This window comes from Phyllobacterium sp. 22552 (assembly GCF_052044585.1).
In the GTDB taxonomy this organism is placed as follows: domain Bacteria; phylum Pseudomonadota; class Alphaproteobacteria; order Rhizobiales; family Rhizobiaceae; genus Phyllobacterium; species Phyllobacterium ifriqiyense.
In genome coordinates this window covers 174,463-186,938 of the sequence record NZ_JBQENG010000003.1, presented here as the reverse complement: position 1 = coordinate 186,938, position 12,476 = coordinate 174,463, and the positions used below count along the sequence as shown (strand labels likewise).

The window sequence follows — 12,476 nt, the reverse complement described above, 5'->3', positions numbered from 1 at the left end:
GATGAGTTTACGCATCGTATTCATGGGCACGCCGGATTTTTCCGTGCCGATCCTTAATGCGCTGATTGGTCAGGGCCATGAGATTGTCGCGGTCTATAGTCAGCCGCCACGTCCCGCCGGCAGGCGCGGACTTGAACTGACACCCTCGCCGGTTCACCGCAATGCTGAACAATTTGGCATTGAAGTTCGCACGCCCAAAAGCTTGAAGGACCCGGACGAACAGCAGGCTTTCATCGATCTCAAGGCAGATGTTGCGATTGTTGTCGCCTATGGCCTGATTTTACCGAAAGAAATTCTCGAGGGCACCCGCCTCGGTTGCTATAATGGACATGCCTCATTGCTTCCGCGCTGGCGGGGAGCTGCGCCAATTCAGCGTGCCATTATGGCTGGTGACCTTGAAACCGGCATCATGATCATGAAGATGGATGAAGGTCTCGATACTGGGCCGGTCGCCATGGTCGAGAAAATCAACATTACGGCTGACATGACGGCGGGCGAACTGCATGACCAGCTTAGCATGGCCGGCGCTGATCTGATGGTGCGCGCCATTGCCGCTCTGGAACGCGACAGCCTGACCCTCACGCCGCAATCCGATGAGGGAGTAACCTACGCCTCCAAGATTACCAAGGTCGAAACCCGCATCGACTGGACCCAGCCAGCCATAGACGTTCACAACCGTATTCGTGGCCTGGCGCCGTTTCCCGGTACCTGGTGTGAAATGGAAATTGGCGACGATCTGGAGCGTGTCAAACTTCTGCGCTCAGTGCTCGCCACAGGCGTAGGTGCCCCCGGAACCGTATTGGACGACGATTTGCGCATTGCCTGCGGCGAAGGAGCTGTCCGTCTGCGGACATTGCAGCGTGCAGGCGGCAAAGCCATGGATGGGCAGGAGTTTCAGCGCGGGGCTAAAATCGCGCAAGGCACACGACTGCCATGAGTGATGTCACGGTCCAGACTACAAGCCCTGACGATTATCCTGAAGTTGCCAACCTTGTCGAGCGTGCCTTCGGGGGAACCGGCGAAGTTGAATTGATTTCTCGGTTGAGAGAAAATAACGATGTTCTGCTCGAGCTTGTTGCCCGGAAAAACGGGATTCTGACAGGACACATCCTGTTTTCACGCGTGAAGATTACCGGTAAGAACCACGACGCCGTCGCTTTGGCGCCTTTGGCAGTATTGCCGGAGTTTCAAAAGCAAGGTGTCGGAAGTCTCCTCATTCAGACAGCCCATACGAAGCTCGTCGCTGCAGGAGAGACCTTATCGCTCGTTCTTGGCGATCCGGCTTATTACGGCAGATTTGGCTATGAGCATCTGCGCGCTGCTGGTTTTGAGAGCGCTTACCAAGGGGAATATCTGCAGGCTTTAGCTTTTGCCGATGCGCCATCGACCGGCGTCCTGCAGTATGCTCCAGCTTTTGGAGCACTCTAATGCCCCGCTACAAGCTTACTGTCGAGTATGATGGTACGCCATATGCAGGTTGGCAGCGTCAGGAAAACGGCCACACCGTCCAGGCCGCCATCGAACAGGCCATCTTCAAGTTTTGCGGTGAGAGCATATCTCTTGGCGCAGCCGGACGCACAGACTCGGGCGTTCATGCCAGCGCGCAGGTTGCCCATGTCGATCTCGTCAAGGACTGGAGCAGTTCAAAAATTCGCGAAGCGCTCAACGCCCATCTCGTTTTTGCGGGCGAAACTGTTAGTATCATAAATGTAGAACTGGTCAGTTCTCAGTTTGACGCGCGATTTTCAGCAACGGGCCGCCACTATCTCTACCGGATCGTCAATCGCCGCCCCCCTGCCCCGCTGGAGGCTTATCGCGCATGGTGGGTGAAAAAGCCGCTTGATGCAGAAGCCATGCACGCTGCAGCGCAGAGGTTGATCGGAACACATGACTTCACCACATTTCGTGCAACGCAGTGCCAATCAAGAAGCCCTGTTAAAACGCTCGATTTCTTGAGCGTCAGCCGCAAGGGCGAAATTGTCGAGATCAGGGCGTCCGCGCGGTCATTTCTGCACAATCAAATTCGCTCTTTCGCTGGAACGCTGCAGGAAGTTGGCTGTGGGCGATGGGATGCGGATGATGTGAGCGCTGCTCTTGAAGCGCGCGATCGGCAGGCGTGCGGCCCTGTAGCACCCCCCCACGGTTTATACCTGATCGGCGTAGACTACCCGCTCACCAACGGCATCGCAATTCCTAGAGCATTTTGAAACGTGATCACCATCAATATCGAACCGATGATGAATGCGATGAAAAACGTCGCTGACCAAATATAGGGTTTTTTCAATGCCACATGCACCAGCCTGTAGGTAAAAACGATAATCAGCGCATAAACCATCATACTCATGCTGCCAATCAGAGTTGGCCAGTCAGGAAAAAGCATTCGTACCAGCGTAGCTGGCACCGTTAGCCACGCACCTATCGCAGATCCCCAATTGGTGGCGACGACATAAGGGCTGAAACGCTTTACGATTCCCAATGGTCGGGCAAGCAATGCCACTATCACCAACGGCAGAACCCAGCTTGCAAGATCGATAAAGGCAGCACTTCCGATTATGGAAAGGCGGCTTCCAGTTCCCGGACGCAAAGCGACAAGGTCATTGGCAAAAACAATCCAGCCCAGAATGAGCGGCGGCAGCGATATTGTTATGGCGTGAAAAGACTGCCAAAAACCGTCTTCCGAAAAATCAAGCTCTTCAAGACCGTCTGCATGACCATTCATCATGCGCCAGGTGCCGCGAAGATAGCGTTGTATTTCGTTCCAGTCGGGTATGTCGTTCATCAACTCGTCACGCAAAAAAATCCGCAATGAACCGCTCGTAAATCTGCGTCAAGGTTTCAAGATCGGCAACCGATACGCGTTCATCGACCATGTGCATGGTCTGGCCAACAAGACCGAATTCAACCACCGGGCAATAGTCCTTGATGAAACGGGCATCTGATGTGCCGCCGGATGTCGAGAGCTGAGGACGCTTTCCCGTCACCTTTTCAACCGAGGAGGTCAAAGTTCCGATCAGCTTTTCATTATGCGTCAGGAATACGTGGCTTGGACGATCGCGCCAGACCAGGTCGTAGTTCACCGGCGTCTTCCTGCCGGGACGTAGCTTGCGGCGGCCTGCCGCCTTGTCGAGCCTGTTATGTATCTCGGCCATCAGCGTCTCATCGGTCCAAGTGTCGTTAAACCTGACATTGAAGGTCGCACTGGCTTCGGCAGGGATAACATTGACTGCTGGGTTTCCAACATCAATCGTCGTTACTTCCAGATTGGTCGCCTGGAAATTCTTGGTGCCCTTGTCAAAGGCGGGATAGAGAAGGCTGTCGACGAGCATGGTCAGGCCACGGATCGGATTATCCGCAAGATGCGGATAGGCAGCATGCCCTTGTATACCGCGCACGATAATCGTGCCCGATAGAGAACCGCGACGGCCAATCTTGATCATATCACCGAGCGTATCCGGATTGGTCGGCTCACCAACGATTGCAGCGTCCCAGCTTTCTCCCTTGGCTTTTGCCCATTCGAGCAATTTACCGGTACCGTTGATGGAAGGCCCTTCCTCATCCCCGGTTATCAGAAATGAGATTGAGCCTTTGAGCTCACCGTTTTTCTCCAGATAGCGGGCAACAGCTGCGGCGAAACAGGCGATGCCGCCCTTCATATCCACAGCCCCGCGCCCATACATCTCGCCATTATGAATGGTCGCAGAGAATGGCGGATAGGTCCATGCCGCTTCATCGCCCACAGGAACCACATCCGTATGTCCCGCGAACATCAAATGCGGTCCGTTTCCGGAACGCCATGCATAAAGGTTCTCTACATCGGGCGTCCCATCTTCGCTGAAAACGGGTCGTTCGACCGAGAATCCCAACGGTGCCAGAAGGGATTGGACTGTCGTCAATGCTCCGCCTTCCAAAGGCGTCACGGAAGGGCAGGCGATGAGCCGGGCGAGGTTTTGTACTGGATCAGCAGAGGATTTCATGTGTAATGCGATAATGGAAAAGCGCGATCCTGTCACGCTTCACGTGACTGATTTCGTGCCGCTTTTTGCTTGAAGGATGTGTCATGGTCTCCAACAAGTCGCGCATTGTTGTCGCTGGTTCAGGATCAATCGGGTGCTATGTCGGTGGAAGCTTGGTAGCAGCTGGACGCGCGGTCTGTTTTTTGACGAGGCCTCGCACCGAGGCAAAGCTTCGAGAGGCCGGACTTAAGGTCATCGACCTTGATGGGACACAGCAACTCATTCCACATCATGAGTTCGAACTGAGCAGCGATCCTGCAGTAGCCTTTGCGGATGCCGACATTGTTCTGATCACAGTTAAAAGCGGCGCCACCGAGGAAATGGCCGGACTTGCCGCAAAACATGCGCCTGCTGGTGCCATTATAGTCAGCCTTCAAAACGGCGTCGGCAACACGGAAATTTTACGCCGCATACTGCCGGAAGGAACGGTCGTCATTGCCGGAATGGTGCCATTTAATGTCGTCCTGTCCGACAATTCCGCAGAACCGCTCACGGTAAGGCGAACCACTCAAGGCACGGTCCTCATCAACAAGGTTTTGGCTGAACTGCCCCGCGTCCTTTCGGTGCCCGGCCTGCCGGTGCAAGCGCACCCGGATATAGAGGGTGTTCTTTGGGGAAAATTGCTGATGAACCTCAACAATGCGCCAAATGCGCTGTCAAACTTACCGCTTGCCGAGCAGCTGGCAGATCGCAAATGGCGGCAGCTTGTAGCCGACCAGATGAGCGAAGCCCTCAACATCATGACGGCGCACGGCATCGAGCCGGCAAAAATCCAGGGCGTAAAGCCCGCTCTTCTTCCCTGGATTTTAAGATTGCCAAATTTTTTATTTCGCGTCGTCGCGCGCAAGATGCTGGCCATTGATCCGAGGGCACGATCATCCATGTGGGAAGACTTTGCGCGTGGCCGGCCAACGGAAGTGGATTATCTCCAAGGAGTGATTATCCAAATGGCACGGGAGAAGGGCCTATCAGCTACGCTCGCCGGTAAAGTTCTGTCCTGCGTCAAACAAGCGGAGGGGAAACCCCTCCGCAGCCATTCCATTGAAGAAATCCGGTCTTAATCGCGCAGAAGCTCATTTATCGAGGTCTTGGAGCGGGTCTTTTCATCGACGCGCTTGACGATGACGGCGCAATAGAGACCTGGCCCCGGCTCACCATTTGGAAAAGGTTTTCCAGGCAGTGTTCCTGCAACCACGACAGAATATGGCGGCACTTCACCATAAAAGATTTCGCCCGTGGCACGGTCGACGATTTTGGTCGATTTGCCGATGAAGACGCCCATACCGAGAACGGCACCTTCGCGAACGATACAGCCTTCAACAACTTCCGAACGGGCGCCAATGAAGCAATTATCTTCGATGATCGTCGGGCCGGCCTGCATGGGTTCAAGAACGCCGCCAATGCCTACGCCGCCTGAAAGATGCACGTGCTTGCCGATCTGCGCGCAGGAGCCAATCGTTGCCCACGCATCGACCATAGTGCCCTCGCCGACATAAGCACCCAGATTAACAAAAGACGGCATGAGGATTGCGCCTGGCGCAATATAGGCGGAACGGCGAACGATCGCATTGGGTACTGTGCGTATGCCAGCCTTGGCAAATTCAGTCGCGCCCCAGCCATCGAACTTGGATGGCACCTTGTCCCACCAGGTTGCGCCACCGGGTCCACCTTCGATGATGCCCATTGGGTTGAGGCGGAATGACAGGAGTACAGCCTTTTTAAGCCACTGATTGACCTTCCAATTTCCGTCGGCCTGTTTCTCTGCCACGCGTGCTTCGCCGCTATCAAGGAGAAGCAACGATGTCTCGACCGCATCGCGGATTTCACCGCGTGTTTCAGTGCTGATCGCATCGCGTTCGTCGAAGGCCTTGTCAATCGTCTTTTCGAGGCCATTCAGATCGGGCTTGGACATTTTAAGGTCACTCCATTACACGGGCAATTAATATCAATGGCCTAGTAAGATAAGTCTGCGAGAGGGTCAATCGCAGCACCATAATGTTGGATAAGGAATCCGATTGGATGTCTGCCAGCGTCATCTACGCCGCAGAAGGAGAAGTGAAAATTGAATACTGACGAAAAAAACGGCTGGACGCCATTTTCCCACTCTTCTGAAGCGGTTCGCCGTGTAGGCGAAGCGCCTTCAACACCGCAGACCGAGTCTGACACCTATCGTCTTGCCTTTGCCGATCCCGATTTCATGACCAAACGTGAATTGCGTGCCGTGCGGCTGCAACTCGAATTGCTCAAGCCGGAAATGGCTTTGACCGAGCGTGGCATCCGCTCGACAGTTGTGCTGTTTGGCGGGGCGCGCATTCCGGAGCCCGGCGGTGAGGCATGGGCGGCCAAAAACGAGGTTCAGAAGAAAAACCTTGAAGCAAACTCACGCTATTATGCCGAGGCACGGAAGTTTGCGCAGCTCTGCTCCGTCTATTCGGCGACCACCTACAACCGTGAATTCGTCATTGTGACAGGTGGTGGCCCCGGCGTGATGGAAGCGGGCAATCGCGGTGCTGCCGATGTTGGCGCGCCAACGATCGGCCTTAACATTGTGCTGCCGCATGAACAGGCGCCCAACGCTTATGTTACGCCGGACTTGTGCTTCAATTTCCATTATTTCGCGATCCGCAAGATGCACTTCCTGATGCGCGCCAAAGCAATGGCCATTTTCCCGGGCGGGTTCGGGACAATGGACGAAACATTCGAGGCGCTGACCTTGATTCAGACCGGTCGTATGGAGCGCATACCATTCCTGCTTTTCGGCAAATCATTCTGGGAAAAGACGATCAACTTTGAGTTTCTCGCGGAACAAGGTGTCGTTTCTCCTTCTGATCTCGAACTGATTACGTTCGTGGATGAGGCGGAAGAAGCATGGGACGTCATTCGTAAATTCTACGATTTGCCTTGAACGCAATGATGGCCGCGCATTAACTCCAAGCGGCTCTCATTCCTCAACTTGAGCGGGAACCTGCCTGTCGACCTGACCCGGCAGGATCGCGCTCAAAAATGCCGACAGATTATCGGTGACATAATCAACATGATCCGTTTGACCAGGATCGCGTTCCCAAATTTCTGAAAAAGTCGGTTCGAAATTGTGCGGCACGATCAATACTGTTTTCATGCCAAGCGCTTTGGGCTCGATGAGATTACGAGCAAGATCCTCAAACATGACGCTGCAGCCGGGGTCTATCTTGTACAGGTCTAGAAACCGGTCATAGGTCGCCCTTTCAGGCTTGGGCATCAACTGAGCGGCGACAATATCAAAAATATCGTCAAACTCGTCCAGAACGCCTAGCTGTCTGGCGGCGCGTTCCGCATGACCGCGATCACCATTGGTGAAGATAAATTTGCGGCCGGGCAATTGGCGAAGCGCAATGGTCAATGATGGATCGGGAACCAGCCAAGAATAATCGATATCATGCACTTTCTGCAGAAAGTCATCTGAATCAATATCATAACGATCCATCAATCCCTTGAGGGTCGTGCCATATTCTTTGTAAAATTGTTTTTGTACAATGCGCGCATCTGCACGCGAAAGCTTCAACAAATCGGCTACATAACCCGTCATTTTCATATCAATCTGTGAAAACAGGTTGGAATGATGCGGGTAAAGGGTATTGTCGAGATCGAAAACCCAATCTGTCACATGGGCAAAACTTAAAGGATCTGGTTGGTTTGTCATATTCGATTGGGTTTCCGCTCAGCTTTCCATCATAGAAAATTGGAGACTCTGCTCATTCTTTTGAAGCAATAGGAGAAAACCGACTTAACTGCGACCGCTTTTAAGTTTTTCGCTAACTGCTGTTTCATGAATTCGTCGTAGTAAACCGTGTTGTTGCTTCCGAGGTTAGGGTCAGGACCCATTAATGTCCAGAATTCTTCTCAAATGTCTGACCATAACGATCGTCTCGGTGATATGCTCATTGTTGATCACCGGGATCATTATGCATGCCAATGACATGCATAATGCGATGGGTTATGTCATCGCGACGGTTTGTCCGGTGCTGATCTCTCCGATCCTCTCCTTTATCGTCATCCGGCAATCCGACCGGCTAAGCCGCGCTTTGGAAGCGCTCAGGCGCGTGAAAGAAGAGCTGGAAGTCACAAATGCAAAGCTCTTTGAGAAATCATCACGCGACAGCATGACGGGCCTGCTTAATCGTGAGGCATTTTTCGATCATCTTGACGAAGTAAGGACACGTCAGCCCTGCTCGCTTCTCATCATTGATGTCGACCATTTCAAGAAGATCAACGATGTTCACGGCCATTATGTGGGCGATGGTGCCCTGATGGCTATTGCGCGTTGCATAACGGATTGCGTTGGCACAGACGATAGTATCGGACGCATCGGCGGTGAGGAATTCGGCGTCTATCTGGCGACAAAAGAAAACAGCCGCGTAACTGCGGTTGCCGAGATAATCCGGGCTGAGGTAAACCGCATGGATTACCGAACACCCCATAGCGAGCGCGTCAGACTGAGCGTCAGCATTGGCGGCATTGTCGACATATCCAGCGGCGCGGTCGTCGATCATTTTCAGACCGCCGACCGCAAACTCTACGAGGCCAAGCGCAATGGCCGCAATTGTGTATTCATCCAGTCCGGGATGAAAGAAGCGGCCTGAGAATACTCACACGGCAGCCGCGTCCAGCGGTTCTGCATCCCTCCATTTCGCAATCAAGGCCGGCATATCAGCATTGCTGAACGCATCCCGTAGCGTGTCAAATGTGGGCAGCACAAAATATGCCCGCTGGAACTTGTCAATCTCGTAACCGGTACGCATGACTGTTTCCAGATCAAATGCCACATGATGGGCATCAGAGCTTGTCACCGCAAATTGCAGTTCGCTGAAGGACGACATCAACCCGGCACCAAATGCCTTTAGCGGTGCGCCTTCTTCCTGGATCAAGCCGAATTCGGCCGTATACCAGTACAGCCGCGAAACCATCTGATCGCCGCCCATTTTTACGGCTTCACCGCCTTTTTGTCCGTAGAGCTGCATGAAATCCGCAAAGACCGGCTGGCTCAAGATTGGCACATGGCCAAAGAAGTCGTGAAACATGTCCGGCTCGACGATGTAATCGAGTTCCTTCTTGCTACGCAGCCAGTTCGTCACCGGGAAACGGCGATTGGCGAGATGATCGAAAAATGGCTCGATCGGGATGAGACCCGGAACAGCAACAATTTCCCAATTTGTCAGCTTATGCAGACGCTCGCTTACCTCGTGAAAATCCGGGATCTGCTCCAATAGGCCTAGTGCTTCAACACCATCGAGATAGGAGCGATGAGCAAGCTTTGAGGTGAGTTTGGTCTGGCGGTCGCAAAGGGTGCGCCAAACCTCCTGATCCTCGTTTGAATAATCGTAATTTTGCTCCACGGTAAAATCTGGCTGACAAACCGTATAATTGCCACGCAGTCCCTGCTCGGCACATTCGCGCGCATATGCTTCTACCGAAACGGTCATGATACCCTCCTCCTCCAATTGTATCGAAATCAGATTAGAGCGAGGCTTGAGGTGAATTTGACCTATTCATCTCCTTAAGCGAATATTTGGAGGCAATCACACCTATAATTTGGGAGAATCGGGTGAAAGAACCTCAATTTGATGAATTTGAAATCAGAATGCTGCGATCCTTGCAGGATAATGGTCGTATTCCGGTTACGGACCTCGCGCAATCTGTCGGCCTTTCGGCCACTCCCTGCGCCAGAAGGTTTGAAGCGCTGCAGGAAAGCGGAGCCATCAAAGGCTTTGCTGCCATTATCGACAGAAAAGCCATTGGCTTGATGGTGGAAGTGTTCATTCAAGTGCGTCTGAATACGCATAGCGACGATTCGCCGGAACGTTTCATCGCAGAAATTCAACGGCTGGACGAAGTTTCATCCTGCTGGACGATGACTGGCACGCATGATTTTCTGTTGCATGTGATGGTTCCAGACGTTGATGATCTCAACGCTTTCGTCATGCATCGGCTCATGCGGTTAAAGGGTGTGCGCGACGTGCACACCCAGCTGGTTTTGCAGAATATCAAAGGTCCCGGGAAAATCCCTCTTGATCACTTGAAAAAATGATCAGGGGACGATGAGCGTTCCGGCACCACGCTCGGTGAACAGTTCCAGAAGCACTGAATGAGGTGTCTTGCCGTTGAGAATGACAACGCCTTCAACGCCGCGATTGATCGCGTCAATACAGGTTTCCACCTTCGGGATCATTCCACCGGAAATTGTGCCATCCTTGATCAGCGCACGCGCTTGTCCGACGGAAAGCTCCTTGATGAGTTCCTTGTTCTTATCGAGAACGCCCGGCACATCTGTGAGGAATAATAGACGTGATGCCGCCAATGCACCGGCAATCGCGCCAGCAAAGGTGTCAGCATTGATGTTGTAGGTGTTTCCATCCCGCCCCGGCGCAACGGGAGCGATGACTGGAATCATTTCGGACCGGGCCAGCAGATCAAGCAGCGTACGGTCTATTTCAACCGGCTCTCCGACAAAACCCAAATCGACGATCTTCTCGATATTGGAGTCCGGATCGATGATGGTTTTCTTTGCCTTCTCGGCAAAGACCATGTTTCCGTCTTTGCCGCACAGCCCGATAGCCCATTCGCCCTCGGCATTGATCAGAGCTACGATCTCTTTATTGATCGATCCTGCCAGCACCATCTCAACGATTTCCAGCGTCTTTGCGTCGGTAACGCGCAATCCGCCTTCGAACTTTGATTCAATACCCATTCTTGCGAGCATTGACGCGATTTGCGGACCACCGCCATGGACGACAATCGGATTGATTCCCGACTGTTTTAGAAGGGCGATATCGCGTGCAAAGGCTTTGCCCAATGCCGCATCCCCCATGGCATGACCGCCATATTTCACCACAACGGTCTTGTTTTCATAGCGCTGCATATAGGGAAGCGCTGCAGAAAGCAGGCTGGCCTGAACTTCAGCAGTGCGGTCGGCTTCAGTAGGGGATGACATGGATGCGAGAGCTCCAGTTTTGCAAGGACGGTGGGTTCTTAACGCTAAAGTCGAGACGGGGCAAACATGATTTCGGCTATTTGCGAATGTTTTTGCCCGATGACCATTGACAGCAAGTCTGTCAGGCAGATTTAACTTGGTTCAAATAGAAGAAAGTTGGAAACGCTGTCGTATGACGCCTGAAGGCATCTCCCAGCTCATAACACGAGTCTCGCTTAGGGACCGCAATGCTTTCGATGCCCTCTATTCATCAACGAGCGCGAAACTTTTTGGTGTGTGCCTGCGTATCTTGAGCAACCGAACGGAGGCTGAAGACGCACTACAGGACATCTACGTCAAGATCTGGAACAAAGCCGACCGATTTGCGATCGCCGAAACCAGCCCTATTTCATGGCTGGTTGCAATTGCCCGGAACCATTGCATCGATATCTTGCGTGCACGCAAACCATCGTCCAGCGATCTCGATCAGGCAGCCAACATCGCAGAACCTTCAGCCAACCCGGAACAATCTTCTATCGCTGCGAGTGAGTCACGGCGTATCTATGATTGCCTCGGCCAATTGGATCAAGCCAGAGCAAGTGCCGTGCGAGGTGCCTATCTGAATGGCGACAGCTATGAGGATTTGGCGGCGCGGCACAAAGTACCACTGAATACGATGAGGACCTGGCTGCGGCGCAGTCTTCTCAAATTGAAGGAATGTCTCGAAGCATGAGCGCGACCCCAACAGATAGCACGCCGCCGGAGGATGATTTCATCGCCGCTGAGTATGTGCTGGGCGTGCTTGCACTGGACGAGAAGCAAAGCGTTGAACGGCGTATCGCCACTGATGTGTCATTCGCCCGGCTTGTGGCCCGCTGGCAGCAGCAGTTCGATGGAATGAATGCGGAGTTTGATCCGGTAACTCCGCCATCGCATATGAAGGCTCTTATCGACAAACGCCTGTTTGGGACCGTTAGTCAGCAATCTGCTCCATTCTTCGGTAATCTTGCCTTCTGGCGCGCCGTTGCCTTTGCTGCGCTGGTTCTTGCTGCTATCGGCTTCGGCCGCGATTTCCTGAACAATTCTTCTGCGCCCGATAGGCAGCTCATTGCGTCAATGGATGCAAGTGGTAGCGCCTACCGCACGGTTGCTGTGTATAATCAGGATCGCAAGCAATTGAAGGTCAGCCTCGTGGCAGGCGAGTTGCCCGCAGATCGTTCACTTGAACTATGGCTGATTGCCGGCACCGACGCGCCTGTCTCGCTTGGCCTCATCAAGTCAGCACAACTTACTGAGTTTCCCCTCGACAGATCACTTGCGGGAAAGCTGCAGGAAGGGACAACGCTCGCCATTACATTGGAGCCTCTCGGCGGCTCACCTAACAAGACAGCAACTGGCGCAATTGTTGCGGCCGGTACCGTGCGCGAAATTTAATGTAGGTGTTTTGAAACTTAAATCAAACTGGCCCCGTATCTCCATCTGACCTCAACCGAGGGAAACAAACAGTGGAGAGAGAC

The 12,476-nt window shown here is 53.2% G+C and carries 15 protein-coding genes; 9 read left to right on the top strand and 6 right to left on the bottom strand.

The window, feature by feature from the left end; genetic code table 11:
- Position 1: 1 nt before the first annotated feature.
- From fmt to truA, 3 genes are read left to right on the top strand one after another with little or no spacing between them, the layout of a single operon-like run.
- Positions 2–937 (top strand): methionyl-tRNA formyltransferase, encoded by a 936-nt coding sequence (gene fmt, locus ACTJI9_RS08125; protein WP_336440690.1) that lies wholly within the window; start codon positions 2–4, stop codon positions 935–937.
- The gene (locus ACTJI9_RS08120; RefSeq protein ID WP_440807153.1) at positions 934–1,428 is read left to right on the top strand and encodes a GNAT family N-acetyltransferase; all 495 of its coding nucleotides are present in this window, start codon (positions 934–936) and stop codon (positions 1,426–1,428) included. Before fmt ends, ACTJI9_RS08120 begins: the two co-directional genes overlap by 4 nt.
- Positions 1,428–2,207, top strand: a complete 780-nt coding sequence (truA, locus tag ACTJI9_RS08115; RefSeq protein ID WP_440807150.1) for a tRNA pseudouridine(38-40) synthase TruA — start codon at positions 1,428–1,430, stop codon at positions 2,205–2,207. Before ACTJI9_RS08120 ends, truA begins: the two co-directional genes overlap by 1 nt.
- Here the strand turns inward: truA and ACTJI9_RS08110 are convergent.
- Entirely contained in the window at positions 2,165–2,779 is a 615-nt protein-coding gene (locus tag ACTJI9_RS08110) for a hypothetical protein (RefSeq protein WP_440807148.1), read from the bottom strand. The genes truA and ACTJI9_RS08110 overlap by 43 nt on opposite strands.
- A 7-nt stretch (positions 2,780–2,786) precedes the next feature.
- The gene (gene dapE, locus ACTJI9_RS08105) at positions 2,787–3,974 is read right to left on the bottom strand and encodes a succinyl-diaminopimelate desuccinylase (protein ID WP_440807145.1); all 1,188 of its coding nucleotides are present in this window, start codon (positions 3,972–3,974) and stop codon (positions 2,787–2,789) included.
- An 83-nt stretch (positions 3,975–4,057) separates the two neighbouring features.
- On the opposite strand from dapE, the gene ACTJI9_RS08100 reads away from it, so the two are divergent.
- Positions 4,058–5,074, top strand: a complete 1,017-nt coding sequence (locus ACTJI9_RS08100; RefSeq protein WP_440807142.1) for a 2-dehydropantoate 2-reductase — start codon at positions 4,058–4,060, stop codon at positions 5,072–5,074.
- Here ACTJI9_RS08100 and dapD read toward each other — a convergent pair.
- Positions 5,071–5,925, bottom strand: a complete 855-nt coding sequence (gene dapD, locus ACTJI9_RS08095; RefSeq protein WP_440807140.1) for a 2,3,4,5-tetrahydropyridine-2,6-dicarboxylate N-succinyltransferase — start codon at positions 5,923–5,925, stop codon at positions 5,071–5,073. The two genes, ACTJI9_RS08100 and dapD, sit on opposite strands and share 4 nt — an antisense overlap.
- A 150-nt stretch (positions 5,926–6,075) precedes the next feature.
- On the opposite strand from dapD, the gene ACTJI9_RS08090 reads away from it, so the two are divergent.
- On the top strand, positions 6,076–6,918 hold the full coding sequence (locus ACTJI9_RS08090; protein WP_307282336.1) for an LOG family protein: 843 nt from the start codon (positions 6,076–6,078) through the stop codon (positions 6,916–6,918).
- A 36-nt stretch (positions 6,919–6,954) separates the two neighbouring features.
- On the opposite strand, the gene ACTJI9_RS08085 is transcribed toward ACTJI9_RS08090, so the two are convergent.
- The gene (locus ACTJI9_RS08085; protein WP_307282334.1) at positions 6,955–7,692 is read right to left on the bottom strand and encodes a pyrimidine 5'-nucleotidase; all 738 of its coding nucleotides are present in this window, start codon (positions 7,690–7,692) and stop codon (positions 6,955–6,957) included.
- A 184-nt stretch (positions 7,693–7,876) separates the two neighbouring features.
- Between ACTJI9_RS08085 and ACTJI9_RS08080 the strand changes: the two genes are divergently transcribed.
- The gene (locus ACTJI9_RS08080) at positions 7,877–8,632 is read left to right on the top strand and encodes a GGDEF domain-containing protein (RefSeq protein WP_115051446.1); all 756 of its coding nucleotides are present in this window, start codon (positions 7,877–7,879) and stop codon (positions 8,630–8,632) included.
- 6 nt (positions 8,633–8,638) lie between these two features.
- Here the strand turns inward: ACTJI9_RS08080 and phhA are convergent, their stop codons facing one another.
- A complete protein-coding gene (gene phhA, locus ACTJI9_RS08075; protein ID WP_440807136.1) occupies positions 8,639–9,472 on the bottom strand; it encodes a phenylalanine 4-monooxygenase in 834 nt (277 codons plus the stop codon).
- Between the two features lie 122 nt (positions 9,473–9,594).
- On the opposite strand from phhA, the gene ACTJI9_RS08070 reads away from it, so the two are divergent.
- Complete coding sequence (locus ACTJI9_RS08070) at positions 9,595–10,077, top strand: Lrp/AsnC family transcriptional regulator (RefSeq protein ID WP_307282328.1); 483 nt, start codon at positions 9,595–9,597, stop codon at positions 10,075–10,077.
- Here ACTJI9_RS08070 and argB read toward each other — a convergent pair whose 3' ends face one another.
- Complete coding sequence (gene argB, locus ACTJI9_RS08065; RefSeq protein WP_115051448.1) at positions 10,078–10,980, bottom strand: acetylglutamate kinase; 903 nt, start codon at positions 10,978–10,980, stop codon at positions 10,078–10,080.
- Positions 10,981–11,152: 172 nt separating this feature from the next.
- On the opposite strand from argB, the gene ACTJI9_RS08060 reads away from it, so the two are divergent.
- Together ACTJI9_RS08060 and ACTJI9_RS08055 are read left to right on the top strand one after the other, a co-directional pair.
- Positions 11,153–11,692 (top strand): sigma-70 family RNA polymerase sigma factor, encoded by a 540-nt coding sequence (locus ACTJI9_RS08060; RefSeq protein WP_115051449.1) that lies wholly within the window; start codon positions 11,153–11,155, stop codon positions 11,690–11,692.
- Positions 11,689–12,393: an anti-sigma factor gene (locus ACTJI9_RS08055; RefSeq protein ID WP_440807133.1), complete on the top strand. Its 705-nt coding sequence runs from the start codon at positions 11,689–11,691 to the stop codon at positions 12,391–12,393. The genes ACTJI9_RS08060 and ACTJI9_RS08055 overlap by 4 nt, the downstream gene beginning before the upstream one ends.
- The last annotated feature ends 83 nt before the right edge of the window (positions 12,394–12,476 follow it).